Here is a 24,216-nt window from a genome sequence, read left to right as displayed (position 1 = left end):
TCCCCCGGATCAGGCCGTCTGCAGCACGCCCCGGAAGATCGGATCCTCCATCGCGCGGCCGGTGCCGATCGCGACGCAGGTCAGCGGATCTTCCGCGATGGTGACCGGCAGGCCGGTCTCGTCGCGCAGTTCATCATCCAGCCCCTTGAGCAGCGCGCCGCCGCCGGTCAGGACGATGCCCTGATCGACGATGTCGGCCGCCAGTTCGGGGGCGGTGTTTTCCAGGGCGATGCGCACGCCTTCGACGATCGTGCTGATCGGCTCCGCCAGGGCGTCGGCGATCTGGCCCTGGTTGATGCTGATTTCCTTGGGCACGCCGTTGACGAGGTCGCGACCCTTGATGTGGATCGTCTCGCCGACGCCGTCTTCGGGCGGCTGGGCGACGCCGAACTGCTTCTTGATGCGCTCGGCGGTGGCTTCGCCGATCAGCAGATTATGGTGGCGACGCACGAAGCTGACGATCGCCTCGTCCATCTTGTCGCCGCCGACGCGGACCGAGGTGGTGTAGGCGAGGCCGCGCAGCGAGAGCACGGCGACTTCGGTGGTGCCGCCGCCAATGTCGACGACCATCGAGCCGATCGGTTCGGTCACCGGCATGTCGGCGCCGATTGCGGCGGCCATCGGTTCCTCGATCAGGAACACCTGGCTGGCGCCGGCATTGCTGGCGGCGTCGCGGATGGCGCGGCGCTCGACGCTGGTCGAACCCGACGGCACGCAGATCACGATCTCGGGCGCGCGCCAGGGGCTGTGCTTGCCGCCATGCACCTTGTTGATGAAATGCTTGATCATCTGCTCGGCCACGTCGATGTCGGCGATGACGCCGTCGCGCAGCGGGCGGATCGCCTCGATCGAATCCGGGGTCTTGCCCATCATCAGCTTGGCATCGTCGCCGACCGCCTTGACGCGCTTGACGCCGTTCAGCGTCTCGACCGCGACCACGGAAGGTTCATTGAGGACGATGCCGCGGCCACGGACATAGACCACGGTGTTGGCAGTACCCAGGTCGATGGCCATGTCCTGGGAAGAAAATTTGAAGAGGCGCGAGAAGATCGACATGCTTCATCCTGTTTCGCCCGGGTTCCCGGGACGGCAGTGTTCGTGTCCGCGCTCCGTTCCGCCCAAATCTATGCTGGAATATTTTTGGGGTCGCGGCTCGCGGAAAGCGCTCGCTTGGGCTAGTCACTAATCAATGTCAATACGCCGTCTGCCCGAACATCTGGTCAATCGCATTGCCGCAGGCGAAGTGGTCGAAAGACCCGCCAGCGCGCTCAAGGAAATCGTCGAAAACGCGCTGGATGCCGGCGCGACGCGCATCGCCGTGCGCCTGTCGTCCGGGGGGCTCGATCGGATCGAGGTCAGTGATGATGGCTGCGGCATGGATTCGCAGGACATGGCCCTGGCGCTGGAACGCCATGCCACCTCCAAGATGCCCGACGACGCGATCGAGAATGTCGCGACGCTGGGCTTCCGGGGCGAGGCGCTGCCATCGATCGCCTCGGTCGCGCGACTGTCGATCGACAGCCGGCCGCGCGGCGCCGATGGCTGGAACCGCACCGTCGACAATGGCGTGCTGGTGGCCGAAGGGCCGGCCGCATTGCCGCCCGGCACCCGCGTCATCGTCGACCAGCTCTTTGCCAGGGTGCCCGCGCGGCGCAAGTTCCTGCGCTCGGCCAAGTCGGAATATGCCGCCTGCCTCGACGTCATGCGCCGCCTTGCCATGGCCCATCCGTCGGTCGCCTTCTCGGTCGAGCATGATGGCCGCCGCGTGCTGGGCGTGCAGGCGGGGGAGGCGCGCGAGGAGCGGGTCGCCGCGCTCACCGACCGGCAGCTTGCCGACAATCATGTGATCGTCAGCCTGGAGCGGGACGGGGTGCAACTTTCCGGCGTCGCCTCGCTGCCGACCTACAATCGGGGCGTTGGCGATCATCAATATCTGTTCGTCAACGGCCGTCCGGTCCGCGACCGGCTGCTGATCGGCGCGCTGCGCGGCGCCTATGCCGACATGCTGGCGCGCGATCGCCATCCGGTCGTCGCCCTGTTCCTCGACGTCCCGCCGCTGGAGGTGGACGTCAATGTCCATCCCGCCAAGACCGAGGTGCGTTTCCGCGATCCGGCGCTGATTCGCGGCATGATCGTCTCGGGCCTGCGTCGCGCGCTCGATGCGGAGGGCTTCCGCGCCGTGCAGCATGCCGATCCTGCCGCGCTCAATGCCTGGAAGCCCGAGCCGCTGTCGCCGACGCCGATCGGCGCCATGCCGATCTTCGAGGCGGCGGCCACGCCCTATGCGCCGCCCAGCTACAGCCAGTTCGCGCCATCCTCGCCCGCGGGCTATCAGGGCGTCGGGGATCGGCGGCCGAATTTCCTGACCCCGCCGCCTCAGGCGCGGGCCGAACCCGCCGCCGCGCCCGCACCCGAAGGGCACAGCTTCCCGCTTGGCGTCGCGCGCGGCCAGGTCGCGCGCACCTATATCGTCGCCGAGGCGGAGGATGGGCTGGTCATCGTCGACCAGCATGCCGCGCATGAGCGGCTGACGCTGGAACGGATGCGCCGCGCGATGGAGGGGCAGGGCGTGGCGTCGCAGGCGTTGCTGCTGCCCGAGGTGGTGGAACTGGACGAGCCGGCCTGCGACCGGCTGGAGGCGCGGGTCGCCGAACTCAAGGAATTCGGCCTGGAGCTGGAGCGCTTCGGCCCCTCGGCCATGCTGGTGCGGGCGACCCCGGCGCTGCTGGGGCAGGGCGATGTGCAGGGGCTGGTCTCCGACCTTGCCGATGATCTTGCCGCCTATGACAGCGCCTTGTCGCTCAAGGAGCGGCTGGATCTGGTCGCCGCGACCATGGCCTGCCACGGCTCGGTCCGCGCCGGCCGTATCCTGAGCGTGGCGGAAATGAACGCCCTGCTGCGCGAAATGGAAGTGACCCCGCGATCGGGCCAATGCAACCATGGCCGGCCCACCTGGGTGAAGCTCGGCCATGGCGATATCGAGAAGCTGTTCGGGCGGAAGTGACAGCCTGGCGTCAGTGCCAGGCTGATCCCAGTAACGCCAGCCATCCGCGCGCATCCCGGCTCGCGGGCTTGGGCGCGCCATAGCCGCGGCATTCCAGGCAGTCGGCACGCACGCCCGCGCCGCTCACCAGTGCGCGCACATCGGCGACGGCCTGCAGCGCCCAGCGCTGCTGCAGCTTCGCTTCGCGGCCGATCAGGTCGCGCGGGGCACCAGCATCATCCTTCTCGCGGTCGGCGATCGACTGGATGAACTCGGCGAACTTGTCCGGCTGCTTCTCGATCCAGTATGGCTTGGCCTTGGCCGGATCGATCTTGGCGCGACGCGCGGCTTCGGCAATCGCGTCGTTGAGGTCGCCGAACCGGTCGACCAGGCCGATCTGGCGGGCGGTGCCGCCATCCCAGACGCGGCCCTGGGCGATGGCGTCGATCTGCCCCGGCGTCTTGTGCCGGGCCTTGGCGACCAGGCCGACGAAGCGGCGATAGATGTCCTCGACCCCCATCTGCATGATCTGGTCGAATTGCGGCGTGGTGCCGCCGGCGATATCGGGCTGCCCGGACAAAGGTGTGGTGCGCACGCCGTCGGTGGTAATGCCCATCTTGGCCAGCGTGCCCTCGAAGCTCGGGATGATACCGAATACGCCGATCGATCCGGTGATGGTGTCGGGTTCGGCAAAGACGATGTCGGCCGGGGTCGAGACCCAATAGCCGCCGCTTGCCGCGACATTGCCCATCGACACGACGATCGGCAGGCCGGCGGACTTGGCTTCCATGATGGCGCGGCGGATCTTTTCCGATGCCTGTACCGATCCGCCCGGCGAATCGACGCGCACGACCAGGGCCTTCAAGTCCTTCTCGTCCAGCGCCTTCAGCAGCAGGTCGGAAATCGTGTCGCCCGCCGCCGTGCCCGGCCCGGCCTCGCCATCGACAATGTCGCCGGCGACAGTCAGCACGCCGATCTGCCCGTCATTGGCGGGCTTGCGGGCCTTCAGATAGGTCGCGTAATCGATCGCGGCATAGTCGGTATCGTCCTTGTCGGACGGATCCCCTGCAACCTTGGCGACGCGATCTTCAAAGGCCTCCTGATCGCCCAACTTGTCGACCAGGCCGGCGGCCAGCGCGGCCTTGGCCAGGTCGCCCCCGGTGGCGCTCGCGGCGGCGGCGGGGTCGGCGGCATAGGCCGCGACCTTGGCCTTGGGCCGCGCCTTGGTCACGTCATCCTGCCAGTTCTGCCACAGGGCACCGGCAAGTTCCTGATTGGCCTGCTTGGCGGCGGGCGACTGGTCGGCGCGGATATAGGGTTCGACGAAGCTCTTGTAGGTGCCGACGCGGTAGACATGGGTGTTGACGCCGAGTTTGTCGATCAGCCCCTTGTAATAGAGGCCCGATCCGCCGCGTCCGGCGATGGCGACGCCGCCCATTGGATCCACCCAGGCTTCGCTGGCATGGGCGGCGAGCTGGTAACTGTCGTCGCTATAGAGGGTGGCGAAGGCGAAGACCGGCTTCTTGGCGGCGCGCACCGCGTCCAGCGCCTTGCCGACGCGGGCGATGGCGACCTGGCCGCCGCCGGTGAAATCGTCGAGGTCGAGCACCACTGCCTTCACCTTGTCGTCGGTGCGGGCGGCGTCGAGCGCGGTCAATATGTCGGACAGGCGATATTCCTTCGCCTGGTCGCCCGAGCCCGACAGGATGGCGGTGGCGCTGACCTCGGCCGGCTGCTCGACGATCGCTCCATCCAGATCCAGCAGCAGCGCGCCGCTGCCGATCGGCTTGGCCGGCTTGGGCGAAAAGGACAGGGCGGCATAGAGCAGCCCGAAGAAGAGCAGCAGGAACAGAAGCACCAGTCCGTCCTTGATCGCGACCAGGATGCGCCACGCGCCCTTCACAAATGCCAAATCGCCGTTCCTTTTCCGTTGGTCGTCCCGAGCTATCGCATCGCCGGTTTGACTGCAATGTGGGCTTGTCCTGACCCGCGACAAGCTTGCGCCCATAATTTTGCCCGCTATGGCAGGCGCATCTTTCGCCCCAATCGTGCAGGAGACACGCCCGATGCCCACGCTCGTCCTCATCCGCCATGGTCAGTCGACCTGGAACCTGGAAAACCGCTTCACCGGCTGGTGGGACGTCGACGTGACCGAAAAGGGCGCGGAAGAGGCGCGCGCCGCCGGCCGGCTGATGAAGGAAAAGGGGCTGGATTTCGACCAGTGCTTCACCTCGCTCCAGACCCGCGCGATCAAGACGCTCAATCTGGCGCTGGAGGAAATGACCCGGCTGTGGCTGCCGGTCGAGAAGGACTGGCGCCTCAACGAGCGCCATTATGGCGGCCTGACCGGCCTCAACAAGGCCGAGACCGCGGCCAAGCATGGCGACGATCAGGTCAAGATCTGGCGCCGCAGCTTCGACATTCCGCCGCCGGTGCTGGAAGCCGGCAGCGAGTTCGACCTGTCGAAGGATCGCCGCTATGACGGCATCGCCATCCCCTCGACCGAGAGCCTGAAGGACACGATCGCCCGCGTGCTGCCTTATTGGGAAGGCCGCATCGCCCCCGAACTGCGCGCCGGCAAGCGCGTGCTGATCTCCGCCCATGGCAATTCGCTGCGCGCGCTGGTCAAGCATCTGTCGAACATCCCCGACGATGAGATCACCGAGCTGGAAATCCCGACCGGCCAGCCAATCGTCTATGAACTGGCCGACGATCTGACCGCGACCGATCGCTATTATCTGTCGGAACGGTAATTCGGCCCGGCCGATACGGAAAACCACATTGCCCCCTGGCGGCCCGGCCGCTAAGGGGCTTTGCTTTCCGGGCAGGCCGGTGGGCCGCCCCATCAGGGGAAGCGATTTATGAGCGGGGCAGTGGAAGTCGGCATCATCATGGGCTCGCGCTCCGACTGGGAGACGATGCGTCATGCCGCCGAGACGCTGGAAGCGCTGGGCGTCGCCCATGAGTGCAAGGTCGTGTCCGCCCATCGCACCCCGCAACGCCTTTATGATTATGCCACCAGCGCTGCCGGCCGCGGCCTCAAGGTCATCATCGCCGGTGCCGGCGGGGCCGCCCATCTGCCCGGCATGGCTGCGTCGATGACCCGCCTGCCGGTGCTGGGCGTGCCGGTGGAATCCAAGGCATTGAAGGGCATGGATTCGCTGCTCTCCATCGTCCAGATGCCCGGCGGCATCCCGGTCGGCACGCTGGCCATCGGCAAGCCCGGCGCGATCAATGCCGGCCTGCTCGCCGCGTCGATCCTGGCGACGCATGACGATGCACTGGCGCAGCGGCTGGACGCCTGGCGCGCGCGCCAGACCGACGCCGTCGCCGAAACCGTCGAGGACTGATCCCGATCATGACGACCATCGCCCCCGGCGCCACCATCGGCATCCTTGGCGGCGGCCAGCTCGGCCGGATGATCGCCATGGCCGCGGCCCAGCTTGGCTATCGCACCCATATCTACGCACCCGAGACGAGCGGCCCCGCCGCCGATGTCTCGCCGAGCTGGACCCAGGGCGCCTATGAGGATGCCGCCGCGCTCGCCGCCTTTGCCGAGGGCGTGGATGTCGTCACCTATGAGTTCGAGAATATCGATCCGTCGGCGGTCGACGTGCTGGCGAGCCATGGTCTGGTCCGTCCCGGCGCCGGCGCGCTGCGCATCGCGCAGGATCGCCTGGCCGAAAAGCGCTTCGTTGCCGACCTCGGCGGCCTGACCGCGCCCTTCGCGCCGGTCGACAGCCTGGACGATCTGGAAACCGCGATCGAGATGATCGGTAGTCGCGCCATCCTCAAGACCAACCGCATGGGCTATGATGGCAAAGGCCAGGCCCGGATCAACGAGCCGGGCGACGCGGTCGGCGCCTGGAATGCGATTGGGCGCCAGCCCGCGATCCTCGAGGGCTTCGTGACCTTCGATCAGGAATATTCGGTGATCCTGGTGCGCGGCGCCGACGGCGCGGTGCGCTTCTGGGATTCGGCCGCGAACGTCCATGTCGATGGCATCCTTGCCACCTCGACCGTGCCGGCCGGATCGCTGATCGAGGGGCAGTTGCCCGCCGCCCGCGCGCTCGCCAAGCAGGTCGCCGATGCGCTCGACTATGTCGGCGTGCTGACGCTGGAATTTTTTGCCAGCGCCGACGGCCCGGTGTTCAACGAAATGGCGCCGCGCGTCCATAATAGCGGCCACTGGACGACCGAGGGTGCGCTCACCAGCCAGTTCGAGAACCATGTCCGCGCGATCTGTGGCCTGCCGCTCGGCGACACGGGGCTGGCCGCCCAGCGGGTCGAGATGCGCAACCTGATCGGCGACGACGCGGCGGAATGGCTGGCGATCCTGTCCGACCCGGAAAATCATCTCCATCTCTATGGCAAGCATGAGGCGCGTCCGGGCCGCAAGATGGGGCATGTGACGCGGCTCAGCCTGTGAAGGCCGCTTGCCTTCTTTTCGCCGTCATCCCCGCGAAGGCGGGGATCCATCTCCTGAGCCATGTTCATTCGCAAGGCTGTGAGGTGGATTCCCGCCTTCGCGGGAATGACGGGAGTGTTGACGGATGAGCCGACCGGACATCGTCCTGATCCTGGCGCGCGCCGACAATGGCGTGATCGGCAAGGATGGCGACCTGCCCTGGCGGTTGCCGGCGGATATGAAGCATTTCAAGGCGCTGACGCTGGGCCATCCGATGCTGATGGGGCGCAAGACGTTCGACAGCCTGCCCGGCCTGCTGCCCGGCCGTCGCCACATCGTGCTGACCCGCGACCGCGACTGGACGGGGGAGGGCGCCGAGGTCGCCCATGATGTCGATGCCGCGATCGCGCTGGCTAACGCGCCGGTGCTGATGGTGATCGGCGGCGCGGAAATTTATCGCCTGTTCCTCGACCGTGCCGACCGGATCGAACTGACCGAGGTGCATGTTGACGCCGAAGGCGACACCCATATCGCCTATCCCGATCCGGCGGACTGGCGCGAAGCGGCGCGTGCGGATCATCCCGCGCTGGACGGGCGCCCGGCCTACAGCTTCGTGACTTTCAGCCGTCGCCCGTAAATCTTCCGTCATTGCGAGCGTAGCGAAGCAATCCACCGGCGCACATGGATTGCTTCGCTACGCTCGCAATGACGACAGGGGTGTGTGGGCATGATCGCCAATTGCCACGCCCTGTGTGTCACCCTATAGCCCCGGCCATGGAGCGGCTTACCAGCAATGCCCCGATCCCCGCGCATCTGCGCGGCGGCGTCATGGCGCTCGGCAATTTCGACGGCTTTCATGCCGGCCATCAGGCGGTGGTCGGCCGCGCGATCGCGCGTGCGCGGGCGGAAGGGCGGCCGGCGATCGTCGCCACCTTCGATCCGCATCCCATGCGCCTGTTTCAGCCCGATACGCCGCCCTTTCGCCTGACCACGCTGAACCAGCGGCAGGCGCTGTTCGCGGCAGCCGGTGCGGACGCGATGCTGGTGTTCGACTTCACCCGCGAACTCGCCGCGCTCGATCCAGCCGGCTATGTTCGCCTGCTGATGGAAGAGCTGGGCGTCGCCGCGGTCGTTACCGGCGAGGATTTCACCTTCGGCAAGGGCCGCAGCGGCACCATCGCCAGCTTCGGCGAACTGGGCCTGCCGGCCGAAGCGGTCGCGCCGGTCACGGACGCGGAAGGGGTGATCAGCTCCAGCCGCATCCGCGCCGCATTGCAGGCCGGCGATTGCGCCACCGCCACCCGCCTGCTGACGCGCCCCTTCACGATCCAGGGTATGGTGCAGCATGGCGACAAGCTTGGCCGCACCATCGGATTCCCGACCGCCAATATCGACCTTGGCCCCTATCTGCGCCCGGCCTTCGGCATTTATGCCGTGCGCGGGCTGCTGGCCGATGGCCGGGTGTTGGACGGCGCCGCCAATCTGGGCATCCGTCCGACCTTCGATCCGCCCAAGCTGCTGCTGGAGCCGCATTTCTTCGATTTCGCCGAACGCCTCTATGACCAGAGCATCGAGGTGCAGTTGATCCACTATCTCCGGCCGGAGGCGAAATATGACGGCCTCGACCCGCTGATCGCGCAGATCGCCCGCGACTGCGACGACGCACGGCAAATCCTTGCGGGAACGCCTTACCTCGCGTAGGGCGACGCTTCCACTTTTCCCGTTCGTGTCGAGCGAAGTCGAGACACGCGGCCGAGCGGAGCCGAGGCCCGGTTAGAGCCCTCGCTTCCCTCGGCCCGCCCCTTCGACTTCGCTCAGGGCGAACGGATTCATAAACTTGCACGGACATTCGATGACCGACCAGCCCGATTATAAAAGCACCGTCTTCCTTCCCGTCACCGACTTCCCGATGAAGGCCGGCCTCGCGCAGAAGGAACCGGCGATTGCCGCGCGCTGGGCGGCGATGGATCTTTACGGCAAGCTGCGCGAGAAGCGCGCCGGCCGCGAACGCTTCATCCTGCATGATGGCCCGCCCTACGCCAATGGCGACATCCATATGGGCCATGCGATGAACAAGGTGCTGAAGGACATCATCGTCCGCAGCCAGTCGCTGCTGGGCAAGGACGCGCCCTATGTGCCCGGCTGGGACTGCCACGGCCTTCCGATCGAATGGAAGATCGAGGAGGAATATCGCAAGAAGAAGATGAACAAGGACGAGGTTCCGCCTTCCGAGTTCCGCGCCCAGTGCCGCGCCTATGCCGACAAATGGGTGGACGTGCAGAAGGAGCAGTTCAAGCGTCTGGGCGTGATGGGCGATTGGGCCGATCCCTATCTGACCATGAAGTTCGACGCGGAAGCGACGATCGTGGGCGAACTGCTGAAGTTCGCGGAGAGCGGCCAGCTCTATCGCGGCGCCAAGCCCGTCATGTGGTCCCCGGTTGAAAAGACCGCGCTGGCCGAGGCGGAAGTGGAATATGAGGACATCACGTCCACGCAGATCGACGTGGCGTTCGAGATCGTCGAAGCGCCGAACGCGCCGGAATTGCGCGGCGCCCATGCGGTGATCTGGACCACGACGCCCTGGACGATCCCGGTGAACCAGGCTTTGGCCTATGGGCCTGAGGTTGAGTATGCCGTTCGTAAGGTCGTTGTCGTCCAAACCGTTCAAGAGGGTGTGCATCCCGGAACAACGCCTGCATTTTCGGCACTCAACGGCTTGTCAATTCTGGTGGCGAATGAACCAGCACTGATTGAGCGCCTCGAAGATGCAATTGCGTCTGCGTGGGGTGTGATGATCCAGACCCAAGAGGTCGCTCTGGTCAAAGGCTCGGACCTCGCCGGCGCCGTTGCGCGTCACCCGATGCACGCGCTCGGCGGCTTCTTCGCCAAGCCGCGTCCGTTCCTTGCGGGCGATTTCGTCACGACTGATGCGGGCACCGGCCTTGTCCATATGGCGCCCGACCATGGCGAGGACGACTTTGCGCTGTGCAAGGCGAACGGCCTGAACCCCGTCTTCGCGGTCGAGGGCGACGGAAAGTATCGCGCCGACTGGCTGTGGCTGGGCGGACAAGGGTCGGTCATCAACCCCAAGTTCGTCGGCAAGGATGGCCCGATCTGCACCGACCTGCGCGAAGCGGGGGCGCTGCTCGCCGCGTCGGACGATTTCAGGCATAGCTATCCGCATAGCTGGCGCTCCAAGGCGAAGATCATCTTCCGGTGCACCCCGCAATGGTTCATCCCGATGGACAAGCCGCAGGAGGGCGTGGTGGCCGATGTCGATGGCGGCGTGATGCCGACCCCGATCGTCACCGGCAACGGCCCGACCCTGCGCGAGATCGCGCTCGACGCGATCGAGCATACGCGCTGGGTGCCCGAGCGGTCGACCAACCGCATCCGTTCGATGGTGGAGGGGCGCCCCGACTGGGTGATCAGCCGCCAGCGCGCCTGGGGCGTGCCGATTGCGCTCTATGTCCATCGCAAGACTGGCGAATATCTCGTTGATAAATCGGTCAATGCTCGCATCATCGATGCGTTCAAGGGCGCCGGTGCGGATGCCTGGTTCGGTGCTGATCATCAGGCGCTGCTCGGCCCCGATTATGACCTCAATGACTATGAGGTCGTGAACGACATTCTCGACGTCTGGTTCGACAGCGGCTCGACCCACAGTTTCGTGGTCGAGGGCCGCTATGGCGAGGGCACCCGCGCCGACCTCTATATCGAAGGGTCGGACCAGCATCGCGGCTGGTTCCAGTCCTCGCTGCTCGAAAGCTGCGGCACCCGTGGCCAGGCGCCCTACAAGGCGGTGCTGACCCATGGCTTCGCGCTCGACGGCTCGGGCAAGAAAATGTCCAAGAGCCTTGGCAATGTCGTCGATCCGCTCAAGATCATGGCCGAAAGCGGCGCCGACATCCTGCGCGTCTGGGTCGCCAGCACCGACTATTTCGATGACGTCCGCATCGGCAAGGAAGTGCTGGCCGGTTCGTCCGACGCCTATCGCAAGCTGCGCAACACCTTCCGCTACATGCTCGGCGCCCTGTCCGATTATGATGAGAGCGAGGCGGTGTCCTACGCCGAGATGCCGGAACTGGAGCGCTACATGCTCCACCGTCTGGCCCAGCTCGACGCGGAGCTGCGCGCGGTGGTCGACAAGGCGGCGAAGAGCGAGAATTGGCTGGAATTCAGCCGCTATACCCGCGCCATTTTCGACTTCGCGAACAGCGACCTGTCCGCCTTCTTCTTCGACATCCGCAAGGACTGCCTCTATTGCGATGCGAAGTCGGACCCCAAGCGCCGCGCCTATCGCACCTTGCTCGATACGCTGTTCCATGCGCTGGTCCGCTATGTCGCGCCGATCATCCCCTTCACCGCTGAGGAAGTATGGCAGAGCCGCTTCCCAAGTGACGAGGATAGCGTCCATTTCCTGGAGTGGCCGGAGGTCGACCATCGCTGGATCGACAATCATCTGAACGACAAATGGGCGGAGCTGCGCGACCAGCGCGAGCAGGTCAACGAGGCGATCGAACCTTTCCGCCGCGAAAAGGTGATCCGCTCCAGCCTGGAGGCCGATGTCACCATGGGCGAATTGCTGCCCAGCGACGGTGTGAACTTCGCCGAAATCGCCATCGTCGCCCGGATCGAGATGGGCGTGGGCGACGGCATCATCGTGAAGCCCAGCGAGTGGCACAAGTGCGGCCGTTGCTGGCGTCTGCTGCCCGAGGTCGAGGAAGATGGCACGCTGTGCAACCGCTGTGACGAGGTGTTGAAGGCATGAGTGCCATCAACCATCGCCCGCTCGGGCTGACGGTCGCGATCGTCACCCTCGCGCTCGACCAGCTGGTCAAATATACCGTCACCTATCCGCTCGCGCTGCAGAGCCGGGCGGATGCGGGGATCGAGATATTGCCCTTCTTCCGCCTGCGCTGGCTGGAAAATCGCGGCGTCTCGATGGGCTTCTTCCATGCCGACAACGACATGATGCGCTGGATTCTGGTCGGCATGACCCTATTGATCGCCGGCTTCGTGGGCGTGTGGATGTGGCGCGAAAAGGCGCGGTCTGACGTCGCTGCGCTCGGCCTGGTGCTGGGCGGCGCGATCGGCAATATCGTCGACCGGATGCGGCTGGGCTATGTCGTCGACTATGCCGACCTGCATTTCGGTGAATGGCGGCCCTTCCTGATTTTCAACCTGGCCGACGCGGCCATCACGATTGGCGTGCTGATCCTGCTTGCGCGGGCGCTGCTGCTGCGCGAGAAGGGCGCAAAGACGGAGACCCTGAAGTAATGCGTAAACTGATCCTCGCCGCCGGCCTTGTTGCAACCCTGTCGGCGTGCGGCGGTGGTGGTAACGGCCTGCTCAATCGTGGCCGTCCCGACGAGTTCGCGGTGACGCGCCAGGCGCCGCTGGTCGTGCCGCCCGATTTCGCGCTGGTCCCGCCCGCGCCGGGTACCCCGGCCGCCGCATCGGTCGATTCGAGCCGCGCCGCACAGGAAGCGCTGTTCGGCGGTCCGGCCCCGCGCAGCGCATCGGAAAGCGCGGCGCTGAACTCGGCCGGCCGTGGCACGGCCGCCGCCGGCATCCGCTCGCAGGCGGGTGATCCGGGCACCGAAGTGGTCGACAAGGGCGCGACCACCCGCGACATCATCGCTGCGCCGGAAGGCGACGGCCAGGACGCGCGCGCTGCCACCGGCACGCAGACGACCCCGCCGCAGCAATAATCTATGGGGAAGGGGGCGCCTGATCGTCCCCTTCCGCAAAGGCCTTGAGCCGGGCGAGCGTGCCATCCCATTGCGCGCCGACCCGGCCGAGCCAGTCCTGCGCCGCCGCAACCGCTTCCCGGCGCAGCGCGAAATGCACTTCCCGCCCTTGCTTGCGTCTGCGCACCAGCCCGGCGCCGTGCAGAACCTCTAGATGCTTGGCCACCGCCTGACGGCTGATCGGCAGGCCCTCGCCCAGTTGCACGATTGACCGGCCATTGCCATCGCCCAGCCGCGCGATGAGGCTGAGGCGCGTGGGATCGCCCAGCGCGGCGAAGATATCAGCCGGTGACATGGTCGCGGATATTCTTCACCTGTTCCGCCCAGCCGCCATCATTGTCGCGCATGACATTTGTCCGGCGCGGTTCGGGCACCGCGTCGAACCCGCTTTCGGTGACGGTTAGGCGCGTGCCGTTCTCGATCGGCTCCAGCACGAACTCCACCAGCGTCCATTCGGGCACCGGCACGCCGCTCTCCATCAGCGCCTTGTCACCGCCGGTTGCGGGCCATTCATAGGCGAAGCGGGTCATCGGCTCGATCGCCACGACCCGCGCTTCCCAGCGATACTCCTCATAACCCGGATAGGTCATGTGCCCGGTCGAGGGCTGGCCGATGGCAAAGGGCTGGTCGAGCGCGACGCGGAACCATGTGCCGAATTGCACATGGTCGGTCAGGGCGTCCCATACCCGCTCTACCGGGGCGGCAACGTCGATCGTCTTGATGATGCTGTCGGTCATGATAGGCAACCTCTTGATTGCCTATATGAACCTTCCCGTTGATACGCGCAACTACATGGTTGCTCTATAGCGGTCCGCCAGCGTAGCGGATCGAGGCCTGTCCGGTTGCCCGCACCGGCAGATACAGGCCCTGACCATGGGCGCTGATCTGGCCGATTTCCGCATCGTCTAGCCGCGCGCTGATACGGAAATGCTGGGTTTTGCGTTCGCCGATGGCGCGCCGGATCTTGCTCTTCAATTCCTCCAGATCATGGGTGAAATTCTGGCTGAGCGCGTCGGCGATGGCGGCGGAAAAGGCGGGGCTTCCGGCCAGCGCGATCAGGATATCGCCGCCGATACCGTCGCTATTGCCGGTCACCTGCAAATCCTCGAAATGGACCAGCGCCGAATTGGGCTGGTTGACGGGGCGGGCGGTCAGCCAGACGGTGCCATGGGTATCGCCCAGCTTGCCGTCCGCCGGACGCGCCGCGAGCGTGACGCCCACCGCGATGCGGTTTCCCGTCGTGCCATAGGCGGTCAGCTTGTCGAAGCGCGCGATGATGGGGCCGAGCTTTGGCAGGTCGAACGGGCGTGCGGCGCGCTTGTGCAGGGCGCGCAGGATGACCGGCTCCAACTGCGCATAATCGGCCCGCACCGGCAGGAAGAAATGCAGTGCGTCATCGATCGGTGCGCGGGCGGGGGGTGGCAGTCCGGTCGGCTGAGGATCGACCGGCCGATCGCCGACCACGGTTTCGGTCAGCGCCTCGATCCCCAGTCGGAAGCGCAGATGCGCGCCGTTATTGCTATAGCCATCGAACAGGAAGCGTTGCGGCGTGACGCGCATCCATACCGGCGGATCATGATCGTTGAGCGAAAGGCTGGTGAACGCGGCGCGCCATAGGCGTTCGATCTTGCTGCGCAGATCGACCTTGGCCAGTTCGCGCGGCAATTGTCGCTCCAGATCACGCAGGACCGGTGCGATCTTGCGATCGACCTTGTCGGCGAAGGTGATGCGCTGACCCAGAAAGTCGATGCCGGGCGTCTCGGTCCAGTCATAGCTGAGCCTCAGCGTGCCGTGGGGACGCCATTGGGTATCGAGCGAGAGTTGGATGCGGGCATGGGCCATGGCGTCGCCGGTCGCGGTTTCGCCCTTCAGCAGTCCGGCGATGTCACGGGCGCTGACCTGCGCATGGATCGGGATGTCGGCGATCAGGTCGCGCCCATTGCCGCGCAGGTGGATCGGTCCGCGCGTGACTTCGCCGATGATGTGGCAGTCGATCGGTGGCGTCACCTTGATCTGTTTGCCGAGCAATTTGACCCGCTTGGGCTGGATGCAGCGCGTGCCCGGCCGGTCGATGCGCCAAAGCTGTCGTGGCATGGCCCGTTCGATCGCCTGGGCAATCCGGGCGCGGTCGATCTCCACCGGCACGCTGATGATCGAGGATGCGCTGGTGGCCGGCACCGGATCATCGGCGCGCGGTGGCGGCTCCACCGCCGGTTTCTGCGAACAGGCGGCGAGCAGCGGCAGCAACCAGCGATGATGTCGACCCGCCAATGCTCTGCCCAACCGCCTTTTCCCGGACATGGTCCAGCGGAAGGCAGGCTAGGGCAGTTGGATGCGGAGGTCCAGCGCGGACCTTCAGGCCCGCGCTTCCTCCACGCCAGCGCTGTTGTGGCGCAGCGCCGTCAGCACCGTGTCGACGATCGCATCGGCATCCAGCCGCGCGTCGGCATATTGCTTCTCGGGCTTGTCCTGATCCTGGAAGATGTCGGGCAGGCGCATGGTGCGGATCTTGAGGCCATTGTCGGTCAGCCCCAGGTCGCTCGCCAGCGTCAGGACATGGGCGCCAAGGCCGCCGATCGATCCTTCCTCGATCGTCACCGCCACCTCATGAGTGGTCAGCATCCGGCGAATAAGGGCCTCGTCCAGCGGCTTGGCAAAGCGCAGGTCGATGACCGAGGCCGACAGGCCCTTGGCCTCCAGCGTGTCGGCCGCCTTCATCGCTTCTTCCAGCCGGGTGCCGAGTGACAGGATCGCGACCTGGCGCCCTTCGCGCACGATGCGTCCCTTGCCAATTTCAAGCGCTTCGGGAACCTGCGGCATGGCGACGCCGGTGCCGTTGCCGCGCGGATAGCGCACCGCGATCGGCCCGCTGTCATGCACGGCGCAGGTATGCACCATGTGCGTCAGTTCCGCCTCGTCGGCGGCGGCCATCACCACGAAATTGGGCAGGCTGGCGAGATAGGTGACGTCGAAGCTGCCGGCATGGGTGGAGCCGTCGGCGCCGACCAGGCCGGCGCGGTCGATGGCGAAACGCACCGGCAGGTTCTGGATCGCGACATCATGCACCACCTGGTCATAGGCGCGCTGCAGGAAGGTCGAATAGATGGCGCAGAAGGGCCGCATGCCCTGCGCCGCGAGGCCGGCGGCGAAGGTCACCGCATGCTGCTCGGCGATGCCGACGTCGAAGATGCGGTCGGGGAAGGCCTGCTCGAACTTGTCGAGGCCGGTGCCCGACGGCATGGCGGCGGTGATCGCACAGACGCGCGGATCGCGCTCGGCTTCGGCGATCAGCGCCTGAGCGAAGACATTGGTGTAGCTGGGCGGACCCGGCGGTGCCTTGGCCTGGGTGCCGGTGATGACGTCGAACTTCTGCACGCCATGATATTTGTCGGCCGCCGCTTCGGCCGGGCCATAGCCCTTGCCCTTCTGGGTCACGACATGGATCAGGCAGGGGCCTTCCGCCGCATCACGGACATTTTCCAGCACCGGGATCAGATGGTCGAGATTATGACCGTCGATCGGACCGACATAATAAAAGCCCAGTTCCTCGAACAGGGTGCCACCGGTCGCCATGCCGCGGGCGAACTCGTCGGTCTTCTTGGCCGCCTTGTGCAGCGGCCTGGGCAGCCTGCGCGCCAGCTTCTTGGCCATGTCGCGCAGGCCCAGAAACTCGCGGCTCGACACCAGCCGGGCGAGATAGGCGGACAGGCCACCGACGGGCGGGGCGATCGACATGTCATTGTCGTTCAGGATGACGACCAGCCGGTTGCCCGCTTCGCGCGCATTGTTCATCGCCTCATAGGCCATGCCGGCCGACATGGCGCCGTCGCCGATCACGGCGATGCCCTTGCCCGGCTTATCCTGCATCTTGTTGGCGACGGCAAAGCCGAGCGCCGCGCTGATGGAGGTCGAGCTGTGCGCCGCGCCGAACGGGTCATATTCGGATTCGGCGCGCTTGGTAAAGCCGCTGAGGCCGCCGCCCTGGCGTAGGGTGCGGATGCGGTCGCGCCGGCCGGTCAATATCTTGTGCGGATAGCATTGATGGCCGACGTCCCAGACCAGCTTGTCGTTGGGCGTGTCGAACACATAATGGATGGCGGTGGTCAGTTCCACGACGCCCAGACCCGAACCCAGATGGCCGCCGGTCACGCCGACGGCGGCGATGGTTTCGGCGCGCAGCTCATCGGCCAGCTGACGGAGCTGGTCGGGCTGCAGCTTGCGCAGGTCATCGGGGGTGTGGACGGTATCGAGCAACGGCGTAGACGGATTTGACATAGGGAACTGCCTACTCGTTTTCCTGCGCCAAGTCGAACCCTGACGTCATGCCGGGCGGCGCCAAATCTTCAATGAGGGAAACGGCCTGATCGAAACGCATGTTCCAATCCCCGCCGATCGAAACCCAGTTCACGCCCGCGCTTTCCAGCATGTTATGGCTGATCCGGGCGAAATGCGCCCGCTGCGAAGCGTCGCCGTAGATGCGGGTGCCATCATCGATCCAGGCAACGTCGGGCTCCAGCAGCAGATAGAGGTCGGCCTTGGGATAGGACATTAGCGGATCGGGCACATGGCCGATCATCATCTCCGCCCATGCCGCCGTCATCAGCGCGTCGGTATCGGCAAACAGGCGGCGGTTGGCCAGTCGCTTGCCCGCCGCGATTGTCGCGGACTGGGCTGCGCCGATCAGCAGCAGGTCGGTCTCGTCCATATCGACACTGTGAACTTCGGCCTGGGCGCGGCCATATTCGGGCACCCAGATCGTGTCGAAATGCCGGGCGAGGCGCTCGGCCAGCACCGATTTGCCGGTGCTTTCGACACCATGCAGCACGATCGTCCGGGTGAAATGCGCCCGCACCGGTGGCGCGATCCAGCGCCACTGGTCCCAGGGATCGGCACGCACGGCGCTGGCGGACAGGCCGCCAAGCCCGTCCTGGTCGGCGCCCAGGATGCGCGCGCCCAGCGGCACGAAGCGGCCGCCGACCTCCTGCGCCAGCCGCACGCCATAGGCTTCACCGGCGAACAGCAGGTCGATCGGTTCGGGATGGGCCTGCGCCACGATGGCCCGCCAGATCGGCCAGAATTCGGGCGAATCTTCGGGCGCCTGCGGCACCACCGCATCATGGCCGATGACCCGGCATCCCGGCGCCAGTTCGCGCATCCATTGCAGCCGCAGCGGGCCGGGAATGGGATCGTCCGGCAGCCAGCAGACCAGGATGGTGAGTTCGTCCACCATCGCCCGCGCGCTGTCGATCAGCATCTGGTGCCCCGCATGGGGCGGCATGAACTTGCCGAGCAGGAAGCCGCGGGTCATGCCGGCGCCCGGTCCATCGTGCGGCGCCAGGCGATCAGGCCCCATAGCGCGATGAAGAAGAAGATGGCGTAAAGGATCGACGTCGCGATCAGGCCGCGGCTCCAGAACAGGCCGGTCGCGAGTGCGTCGACCACCACCCACAGCACCCAGCTTTCGACCTTGCGCTGCGACTGCAATATCTGCGCGGCCACGCTCATGCCGGCGATCATGGCGTCGGCGAAGGGGGCGGCTGCGTCGGTGAAGCGGGCCATGCCCATGCCCCAGGCCAGGCTGGCCAGCGCGGTGCCGGCGATCCAGGCGAGGCGGGCAGGCGTGGCGAGGCGCGCGACCGCAATGCCGCCATCGGCGATCTTCTCGCTATGCACCCAGTTCCACCAGCCATAGGCGTTGATCACCAGGAAGAAGATTTGCAGCAGCGCGTCGCTGTAGAGCTTCGCCTCGAAGAAGACGAAGAAATAGAGCGCGACCATGGCGATGCCGAACGGATAGTTCCAAAGCGAACGGCGGGCCACCAGCACGACATTGACCAGGCCCAGCGCCGCTGCGACCCATTCGATGATGGTCATGAACCGCTCGTCAGTGGCAGGCGCTGCAGGTGCCGCGCACCTCGATCACCGGGCGTACCGGCACGAATCCGGCCTTCTCCGCCACCGATCGCAGCGATCCGGTGATCGGATCATTGTCGATATGAGTCACCTGGCCGCATGTGTCGCAGACCAGAAAGATGCAGTCATGATGGCAGCCGGGATGGGCGTTGGCGATATAGGCGTTGGCGCTTTCCACCCGCATCGCGATATTGTTCGCCACGAACAGGTCGAGGATGCGATAGACGCTGTTGGGCGCGACCCGCTTGCCGCGCGCCTTCGACACGGTGTCGGCGATGTCATAGGCCGACGCCGGCTTTTCCTCGGCCGCCAGCGCGTCGAAGATGGCGGCGCGCATCGGCGTCCACTGTTCATCCTTCGCCTCCAGCGTAGCCTGCGCCGCGTCGGCCAGCTTCTTGCCGGTGGGTTCGAGATGATGATGGTGCGAATGATCTGCCATGGCGATTATCTAGGCGTGTCCAACTGCGGCGGCAAGTGGCTGGCTCAGCCGCGCTGCCAATAGGCAAGGGCCGCCCAAAGCCAGCCGCCGATCATCATCGCGCCGCCGATCGGCGTCACCGCGCCCAGCCAGCGCGGACAGCCCAGCGCCATGGCATAGAGGCTGACGGCAAAGATCGCCGCACCGATCAGCAGCAATATGGCCGCACCCCGCGCAACGCCGATGACGGCCAGCGCCGCGACGGCATGGATCAATTGATAGAGGCCACCGGTACGCAGCCATTCGCCTGCCTGCGGACTGGACGCGCCATGGGCGCCGAAGGCACCGGCCGCGATCGCGAGTGCGGCGGACAGGGCGGCAAAAACGGCTATCATGCTTCTTCTCCATCGCCACGCGCATGCAGGCGCATGCCCCGGCCGGGGCGGTACATCAGATCCTTGGCCGCCAGCAGATTGCCGTGCTCGATCTGCAGGGCGAGGCGCTGGCCGTCATTCTCGCGATATTGGCGCTCGACTTCCTCGACCTCCTCCTGTGGCACGCCCAGCGTCTGCATCGCCTGAACGCCCATGCAGACCGCCGATTCGAACACTTCGCGGACCACGCCGGCCAGGTCGATATCCTGCAATGCCAGCAACTGGCGGCGGTCGAACACACGGGCCATCAGCGCCGCCTGGGGGAAGGCTTCGGCAATCGGCTGCAACACGCGCCCATCCAGCGAGGGGTCGTCGATGCAGAAGGCGATCAGGCGGGCTTCGTCGGCACCGGCGCGGTGGAGCAGGTCGATGCGGGTGCCGTCGCCATAATAGACCTTCATGTCGAAACGGCTCGACACCTCGATCTGGGCGGGCTTCTTGTCGATCAGCACGACGCCGAAGCCGTGGCCCATCAGCATCTGCGCCACGGTCTGGCCGAAACGGCCATAGCCCACGATGATGGCGGTGCCGCGCGGCGCATCCTCCGGCCCCGGCAGATCGTCGCGATCCTTGGGCGGCGCAAATTCGAAGCGACGGGCGAACAGCATCAGGAACGGCGTGGTCGCCATCGAGAAAGTGACGATCGCGCTGAACAGGCTCGCCCCCTGCGGCGCGATCAGATAGGCATTTTGCGCCTGCGCGAAGAGGACGAAGCCGAACTCGCCGCCTTGCGAGAGCAGCAGGCCGGCGCTCAATGCCTGTTGCCAGGCCATGCCGAACAGCCGGGCGAGCAGGGTGATGATCGCCGCCTTGGTCGCGACCAGCATCGCCGCCATGCCGATGACGAACAGCGGGTTGGCAGCAACGGCGCGCAGGTCCAGCACCATGCCGACGGCCAGGAAGAAAAGACCGAGCAGGATTGAGCGGAACGGCTCGACGTCCGACTCGATCTCGTGCCGATAGGGGGAATCGGCCAGCATCACGCCGGCAACGAAGGCGCCGAGCGCTGTCGAGAGATGCAGGCTGTGCATCACCGATGCGGCGGCCAACACGGTGAACAGGCCGACGGCGACGAACAGTTCGCGCTCGCCCTGACGACCGACGAGATTGAGTAACGGCCGCAGGATGAAGCGGCCGGCCAGTACCAGCCCCATGATCGCGGCGACGGTATAGCCGGCCAGCATCCATCCGGGCGGACCGCCGGCATCGGCGGGATTGCGCGACAAGGCGGCAACGATGGTGATCAGCGGGACGATCGAGAGATCCTGGAACAGCAGGATCGAAAACACCTTCTCGCCAAAGGGCGAGTTGATGCGGCCGCTGGATTTCAGGCTCGGCAGCACCTGCGCGGTCGAAGACAGAGCAAGCGGCAGGCCGAGCGCGATCGCCGCGCCCCAGGTGAAGCCGGTCGAATAGAAGATGATGGCGGTGAGGGCGAGACCGCACAGCACCACCTGCGCCAGGCCGAGTGCGAAGATGTCGCGCTTCAGTCGCCACAGGCGAGCGGGATGGAGTTCTAGGCCGACAAGGAAAAGCAGCAGGACGATGCCGATTTCGGCGATGGCGAGCTTCGATTCCGCGCCGCCGACGAGACCCAGCCCTTGTGGGCCGACGAGGGCGCCGGCGACCAGATAGCCGAGCACCGCACCCAGGCCGAAGCGGCGGAACAGCAGGACGAAGGCAACGGCGACGCCAAGCAGGATCACGCCTTCGGACAGGAGGACGTCGGTGGCCGACATGGCGGTTTCGGCGACCGGCATCAGGCGTCCGCCATCCGCGCGGCTTCGGCGATCGCTTCGAAACCGAGCCGGATCGACGGGTGGCGTGCGGGATAGCTGCGAGCCGGCGCCAAAACGGCAAGGCCGGGCCAGAAATCCAAATCGTCGCTTTCACCCGACAGATAGGCTGCCAGCTTGTCGCGGGCCTCCGCCAGTTCGTCGGCAGTAAGGCCGATCGCCTGCGCTGCCATCAGCGCTGCCGATGCCTGTCCCAACGCGCAGGCCTTCACGTCCAGGCCCATTTCGGCGAGCCTGCCGTCGGCCATGCGGACATCGGCCGTGATGCGTGATCCACAGGTCGGCGACCGCCGTTCCACGCTGGCCTGCGGATCGGCCAGCCGCTGATGATGCGGGATGTTCGCGGCGAGGCGAAGAATGTCGTTATTGTAGAGGGATGCGCTCATTACCCCTCCATGTAGGACAGTTATCGGCTGGGGAGAAGGCGGCAAAATGGCCTAGGGGCCGCGATAGCGTAGCGCGTCGACCAATATGCTGAAGGCAGCGGCGGGCTGGCGGCGACTGGGATAATAGAGATGATAGCCGGCAAAGGGCGGGCACCAGTCCTCCAGCACCGGGATCAGCCGGCCTTCGTCGATATCCGCGCGCACCTGATCCTCCATCACGAAGGCGAGGCCGAAGCCAGCGAGGGCGGCGCGGCGGATCATCTCTATGCTGTTGAAGGCCAGTTGCCCCTCCACCCGCACCCGGATTTCATGGCCGTCCTTTTCCAGTTCCCAGGCATAAAGGCCGCCGGCGCTGCGCAGGCGCAGATTGATGCAGTCATGCGCGGCCAGATCCTGCGGCGTGCGCGGCACCGGACGGCTGGCGAAATAGGCGGGCGCGCCGACCACGATCATGCGCAGGTCCGGGCCGATGCGCACGGCCACCATATCCTTGGCGATCGCCTCGCCCAGCCGGACGCCGGCGTCGAACCGTTCCTTGACGATGTCGACAAAGCCGGAATCGATGCTCAATTCGACATGGATGTCGGGATAGCGCGGTAGCAGCCGTTGCAATGCTGGCCAGACCACCGTGTTGCTGGCATGTTCGGCGGCGGTGATACGGATGGTGCCGGCCGGCCGTTCGCGCAGGTCGCCCAGCGAGGCGAGTTCGGTCGCGATGCTGTCGAGCGCCGGGCGCAATGTGGCGGACAGGCGATCGCCGGCCTCGGTCAGGGAGACGCTGCGGGTGGTGCGGGTGAGCAGGCGGACGCCAAGCCGCGTTTCCAGCCGCCTGATGGTATGGCTGAGCGCGGACTGCGACGTGCCGAGCAGCGCGGCCGCTCGGGTGAAATTGCCGGTGTCGGCGACCATCAGGAAGGCGTTGAGGTCGACCAGCTCTTCGCGCCGCATTCATGAACTCCGGATATAAAGTCTTGCCGCTTTTATGATCTAATCCGCGGCTTGGCGACAGCCTATCTTCCGTTCGGACATCAAATCGGAGTGACCGCTATGGAAAAGCGACTTTTGGGCAAGAGCGGGCTGGAGGTTTCGGCCATCGGCCTGGGCTGCATGGGCCTCAACTTCGGCTATGGCACCGCCGTCAGCCAGGATGAAGGGATCAGATTGATCCGTGCGGCTGTCGACTTCGGTGTCACCTTCTTCGACACGGCGGAGGTCTATGGCCCCTATACCAATGAGGAAATGGTCGGCGCCGCGCTCGCGCCGGTGCGCGACCAGGTGGTGATCGCCACCAAGTTCGGCTTCGACATCGGCGCCGGCCTTGGCGCGCTCAACAGCCGGCCGGACAATATCCGCGCGGTGGCAGACGCCTCGCTCAAGCGGCTGGGCGTCGAGGTGATCGATCTTTTCTATCAGCATCGCGTCGATCCGGCCGTGCCGATCGAGGATGTGGCAGGTGCGGTCAAGGATCTGATCGCCGCGGGCAAGGTCAGGCATTTCGGCCTGTCGGAACCGTCGGCCGCGACGGTCCGCCGTGCCCATGCGGTGCAGCCGGTCGCCGCGCTCCAGAATGAATATTCGCTCTGGACCCGTGGCCCGGAAACCAACGGCATCCTTGAAACCTGCGAGGAACTGGGCATCGGCTTCGTGCCCTACAGCCCGCTCGGCAAGGGCTTCCTGACCGGTGCGATCGGCAAGGATACGGCGCTGGCCGAAGGCGATTTCCGCAACAGCCTGCCGCGCTTTGCCGCCGAGGCGCGGGAGAAGAATCTGGCGCTGGTCGATCTGCTCAAGGGTATCGCGGCCGAGAAGGGGGTGACCCCGGCGCAGATCGCGATTGCCTGGCTGCTGGCGCAGAAGCCGTGGATCGTGCCGATCCCGGGCACCACCAAGCTCCATCGGCTGGAGGAAAATCTGGGCGCGGCCAAGGTCGAACTGAGTGATGCCGACCTGACCCGTATTCGGGGGGCGGCAGATGCCATCCCGGTCGAGGGCGAGCGCTACCCGCCGCATCTGCTCGAAATCGTCGGGCGCTAATTGCGGATGGGCCGGGGCTAATATCCCGGCCCATTGCACGTTGGTCCCTGTCCGCCTATCGCCGCCGCGAACGGCCGGAACGAAAGGACAG

23 protein-coding genes are annotated in these 24,216 nt (G+C 66.0%); 10 read left to right on the top strand and 13 right to left on the bottom strand.

Annotation, left to right across the window (positions count from 1 at the left end; all coding sequences use genetic code 11):
• Positions 1-9 precede the first annotated feature (9 nt).
• A complete protein-coding gene (locus GGQ90_RS05990) occupies positions 10-1,056 on the bottom strand; it encodes a rod shape-determining protein (protein WP_004212359.1) in 1,047 nt (348 codons plus the stop codon).
• Between the two features lie 133 nt (positions 1,057-1,189).
• Between GGQ90_RS05990 and mutL the strand changes: the two genes are divergently transcribed.
• The gene (gene mutL / locus GGQ90_RS05985; RefSeq protein ID WP_188081290.1) at positions 1,190-3,004 is read left to right on the top strand and encodes a DNA mismatch repair endonuclease MutL; all 1,815 of its coding nucleotides are present in this window, start codon (positions 1,190-1,192) and stop codon (positions 3,002-3,004) included.
• Between the two features lie 10 nt (positions 3,005-3,014).
• Here the strand turns inward: mutL and sppA are convergent, their stop codons facing one another.
• Positions 3,015-4,895: a signal peptide peptidase SppA gene (sppA, locus tag GGQ90_RS05980; protein ID WP_188081289.1), complete on the bottom strand. Its 1,881-nt coding sequence runs from the start codon at positions 4,893-4,895 to the stop codon at positions 3,015-3,017.
• A 154-nt stretch (positions 4,896-5,049) separates the two neighbouring features.
• Between sppA and gpmA the strand changes: the two genes are divergently transcribed.
• The 8 genes from gpmA to GGQ90_RS05940 all read left to right on the top strand — a co-directional run bounded on the left by gpmA (position 5,050) and on the right by GGQ90_RS05940 (position 13,105).
• Positions 5,050-5,736, top strand: coding sequence for a 2,3-diphosphoglycerate-dependent phosphoglycerate mutase (gene gpmA / locus GGQ90_RS05975; RefSeq protein WP_004212364.1), 687 nt, complete (start codon positions 5,050-5,052; stop codon positions 5,734-5,736).
• Positions 5,737-5,844: 108 nt separating this feature from the next.
• On the top strand, positions 5,845-6,333 hold the full coding sequence (gene purE, locus GGQ90_RS05970) for a 5-(carboxyamino)imidazole ribonucleotide mutase (protein WP_010339039.1): 489 nt from the start codon (positions 5,845-5,847) through the stop codon (positions 6,331-6,333).
• An 8-nt stretch (positions 6,334-6,341) separates the two neighbouring features.
• Positions 6,342-7,412, top strand: coding sequence for a 5-(carboxyamino)imidazole ribonucleotide synthase (locus GGQ90_RS05965; protein ID WP_188081288.1), 1,071 nt, complete (start codon positions 6,342-6,344; stop codon positions 7,410-7,412).
• A 124-nt stretch (positions 7,413-7,536) separates the two neighbouring features.
• The gene (locus GGQ90_RS05960) at positions 7,537-8,028 is read left to right on the top strand and encodes a dihydrofolate reductase (protein ID WP_188081287.1); all 492 of its coding nucleotides are present in this window, start codon (positions 7,537-7,539) and stop codon (positions 8,026-8,028) included.
• A gap of 137 nt (positions 8,029-8,165) precedes the next feature.
• Positions 8,166-9,092: a bifunctional riboflavin kinase/FAD synthetase gene (locus GGQ90_RS05955; protein ID WP_188081286.1), complete on the top strand. Its 927-nt coding sequence runs from the start codon at positions 8,166-8,168 to the stop codon at positions 9,090-9,092.
• Positions 9,093-9,243: 151 nt separating this feature from the next.
• Positions 9,244-12,162 (top strand): isoleucine--tRNA ligase, encoded by a 2,919-nt coding sequence (gene ileS / locus GGQ90_RS05950; RefSeq protein WP_188081285.1) that lies wholly within the window; start codon positions 9,244-9,246, stop codon positions 12,160-12,162.
• The gene (gene lspA, locus GGQ90_RS05945; protein WP_188081284.1) at positions 12,159-12,671 is read left to right on the top strand and encodes a signal peptidase II; all 513 of its coding nucleotides are present in this window, start codon (positions 12,159-12,161) and stop codon (positions 12,669-12,671) included. The genes ileS and lspA overlap by 4 nt, the downstream gene beginning before the upstream one ends.
• Positions 12,671-13,105: a DUF3035 domain-containing protein gene (locus tag GGQ90_RS05940; RefSeq protein ID WP_188081283.1), complete on the top strand. Its 435-nt coding sequence runs from the start codon at positions 12,671-12,673 to the stop codon at positions 13,103-13,105. Before lspA ends, GGQ90_RS05940 begins: the two co-directional genes overlap by 1 nt.
• A gap of 1 nt (position 13,106) precedes the next feature.
• Here the strand turns inward: GGQ90_RS05940 and GGQ90_RS05935 are convergent, their stop codons facing one another.
• From GGQ90_RS05935 to GGQ90_RS05885, 11 genes are all read right to left on the bottom strand, one after another.
• Positions 13,107-13,439, bottom strand: coding sequence for an ArsR/SmtB family transcription factor (locus tag GGQ90_RS05935; RefSeq protein WP_188081282.1), 333 nt, complete (start codon positions 13,437-13,439; stop codon positions 13,107-13,109).
• Complete coding sequence (locus tag GGQ90_RS05930; protein ID WP_188081281.1) at positions 13,426-13,881, bottom strand: SRPBCC family protein; 456 nt, start codon at positions 13,879-13,881, stop codon at positions 13,426-13,428. The genes GGQ90_RS05935 and GGQ90_RS05930 overlap by 14 nt, the downstream gene beginning before the upstream one ends.
• 64 nt (positions 13,882-13,945) lie before the next feature.
• On the bottom strand, positions 13,946-15,445 hold the full coding sequence (locus GGQ90_RS05925) for a DUF4403 family protein (RefSeq protein ID WP_188081280.1): 1,500 nt from the start codon (positions 15,443-15,445) through the stop codon (positions 13,946-13,948).
• A 54-nt stretch (positions 15,446-15,499) separates the two neighbouring features.
• Positions 15,500-17,419 (bottom strand): 1-deoxy-D-xylulose-5-phosphate synthase, encoded by a 1,920-nt coding sequence (gene dxs / locus GGQ90_RS05920; RefSeq protein WP_188081279.1) that lies wholly within the window; start codon positions 17,417-17,419, stop codon positions 15,500-15,502.
• Positions 17,420-17,429: 10 nt separating this feature from the next.
• Entirely contained in the window at positions 17,430-18,452 is a 1,023-nt protein-coding gene (locus tag GGQ90_RS05915) for an AAA family ATPase (RefSeq protein ID WP_188081278.1), read from the bottom strand.
• Positions 18,449-19,018, bottom strand: coding sequence for a nicotinamide riboside transporter PnuC (gene pnuC / locus GGQ90_RS05910; RefSeq protein ID WP_188081277.1), 570 nt, complete (start codon positions 19,016-19,018; stop codon positions 18,449-18,451). Before pnuC ends, GGQ90_RS05915 begins: the two co-directional genes overlap by 4 nt.
• Positions 19,019-19,028: 10 nt before the next feature.
• Positions 19,029-19,496 (bottom strand): Fur family transcriptional regulator, encoded by a 468-nt coding sequence (locus GGQ90_RS05905; protein WP_188081276.1) that lies wholly within the window; start codon positions 19,494-19,496, stop codon positions 19,029-19,031.
• A gap of 44 nt (positions 19,497-19,540) precedes the next feature.
• On the bottom strand, positions 19,541-19,870 hold the full coding sequence (locus GGQ90_RS05900; RefSeq protein ID WP_188081275.1) for a DUF423 domain-containing protein: 330 nt from the start codon (positions 19,868-19,870) through the stop codon (positions 19,541-19,543).
• Entirely contained in the window at positions 19,867-21,669 is a 1,803-nt protein-coding gene (locus tag GGQ90_RS05895; RefSeq protein WP_188081274.1) for a cation:proton antiporter domain-containing protein, read from the bottom strand. The genes GGQ90_RS05900 and GGQ90_RS05895 overlap by 4 nt, the downstream gene beginning before the upstream one ends.
• Entirely contained in the window at positions 21,669-22,091 is a 423-nt protein-coding gene (locus GGQ90_RS05890) for an iron-sulfur cluster assembly scaffold protein (RefSeq protein WP_188081273.1), read from the bottom strand. The genes GGQ90_RS05895 and GGQ90_RS05890 overlap by 1 nt, the downstream gene beginning before the upstream one ends.
• A 51-nt stretch (positions 22,092-22,142) precedes the next feature.
• The gene (locus GGQ90_RS05885; RefSeq protein WP_004212385.1) at positions 22,143-23,039 is read right to left on the bottom strand and encodes a LysR family transcriptional regulator; all 897 of its coding nucleotides are present in this window, start codon (positions 23,037-23,039) and stop codon (positions 22,143-22,145) included.
• A 99-nt stretch (positions 23,040-23,138) separates the two neighbouring features.
• Here GGQ90_RS05885 and GGQ90_RS05880 point away from each other — a divergent pair, with 99 nt between their 5' ends.
• On the top strand, positions 23,139-24,125 hold the full coding sequence (locus GGQ90_RS05880) for an aldo/keto reductase (RefSeq protein WP_188081272.1): 987 nt from the start codon (positions 23,139-23,141) through the stop codon (positions 24,123-24,125).
• Positions 24,126-24,216: the final 91 nt, after the last annotated feature.

The sequence above is a fragment of the Sphingobium scionense genome, assembly GCF_014197035.1.
Classification (GTDB): Bacteria; Pseudomonadota; Alphaproteobacteria; order Sphingomonadales; family Sphingomonadaceae; genus Sphingobium; species Sphingobium scionense.
This window is presented reverse-complemented; position numbering and strand designations above follow the sequence as displayed.

Excerpts from the sequence above, each read along its gene's own strand:
- GGQ90_RS05990 (WP_004212359.1), bottom strand. The coding sequence starts at position 1,056 with ATGTCGATCTTCTCGCGCCTCTTCAAATTTTCTTCCCAGGACATGGCC.
- mutL (WP_188081290.1), top strand. The coding sequence starts at position 1,190 with ATGTCAATACGCCGTCTGCCCGAACATCTGGTCAATCGCATTGCCGCA.
- gpmA (WP_004212364.1), top strand. The coding sequence starts at position 5,050 with ATGCCCACGCTCGTCCTCATCCGCCATGGTCAGTCGACCTGGAACCTG.
- purE (WP_010339039.1), top strand. The coding sequence starts at position 5,845 with ATGAGCGGGGCAGTGGAAGTCGGCATCATCATGGGCTCGCGCTCCGAC.
- GGQ90_RS05965 (WP_188081288.1), top strand. The coding sequence starts at position 6,342 with ATGACGACCATCGCCCCCGGCGCCACCATCGGCATCCTTGGCGGCGGC.
- GGQ90_RS05960 (WP_188081287.1), top strand. The coding sequence starts at position 7,537 with ATGAGCCGACCGGACATCGTCCTGATCCTGGCGCGCGCCGACAATGGC.
- GGQ90_RS05955 (WP_188081286.1), top strand. The coding sequence starts at position 8,166 with ATGGAGCGGCTTACCAGCAATGCCCCGATCCCCGCGCATCTGCGCGGC.
- ileS (WP_188081285.1), top strand. The coding sequence starts at position 9,244 with ATGACCGACCAGCCCGATTATAAAAGCACCGTCTTCCTTCCCGTCACC.
- lspA (WP_188081284.1), top strand. The coding sequence starts at position 12,159 with ATGAGTGCCATCAACCATCGCCCGCTCGGGCTGACGGTCGCGATCGTC.
- GGQ90_RS05940 (WP_188081283.1), top strand. The coding sequence starts at position 12,671 with ATGCGTAAACTGATCCTCGCCGCCGGCCTTGTTGCAACCCTGTCGGCG.
- GGQ90_RS05935 (WP_188081282.1), bottom strand. The coding sequence starts at position 13,439 with ATGTCACCGGCTGATATCTTCGCCGCGCTGGGCGATCCCACGCGCCTC.
- GGQ90_RS05930 (WP_188081281.1), bottom strand. The coding sequence starts at position 13,881 with ATGACCGACAGCATCATCAAGACGATCGACGTTGCCGCCCCGGTAGAG.
- GGQ90_RS05925 (WP_188081280.1), bottom strand. The coding sequence starts at position 15,445 with ATGTCCGGGAAAAGGCGGTTGGGCAGAGCATTGGCGGGTCGACATCAT.
- dxs (WP_188081279.1), bottom strand. The coding sequence starts at position 17,419 with ATGTCAAATCCGTCTACGCCGTTGCTCGATACCGTCCACACCCCCGAT.
- GGQ90_RS05915 (WP_188081278.1), bottom strand. The coding sequence starts at position 18,452 with ATGACCCGCGGCTTCCTGCTCGGCAAGTTCATGCCGCCCCATGCGGGG.
- pnuC (WP_188081277.1), bottom strand. The coding sequence starts at position 19,018 with ATGACCATCATCGAATGGGTCGCAGCGGCGCTGGGCCTGGTCAATGTC.
- GGQ90_RS05905 (WP_188081276.1), bottom strand. The coding sequence starts at position 19,496 with ATGGCAGATCATTCGCACCATCATCATCTCGAACCCACCGGCAAGAAG.
- GGQ90_RS05900 (WP_188081275.1), bottom strand. The coding sequence starts at position 19,870 with ATGATAGCCGTTTTTGCCGCCCTGTCCGCCGCACTCGCGATCGCGGCC.
- GGQ90_RS05895 (WP_188081274.1), bottom strand. The coding sequence starts at position 21,669 with ATGCCGGTCGCCGAAACCGCCATGTCGGCCACCGACGTCCTCCTGTCC.
- GGQ90_RS05890 (WP_188081273.1), bottom strand. The coding sequence starts at position 22,091 with ATGAGCGCATCCCTCTACAATAACGACATTCTTCGCCTCGCCGCGAAC.
- GGQ90_RS05885 (WP_004212385.1), bottom strand. The coding sequence starts at position 23,039 with ATGCGGCGCGAAGAGCTGGTCGACCTCAACGCCTTCCTGATGGTCGCC.
- GGQ90_RS05880 (WP_188081272.1), top strand. The coding sequence starts at position 23,139 with ATGGAAAAGCGACTTTTGGGCAAGAGCGGGCTGGAGGTTTCGGCCATC.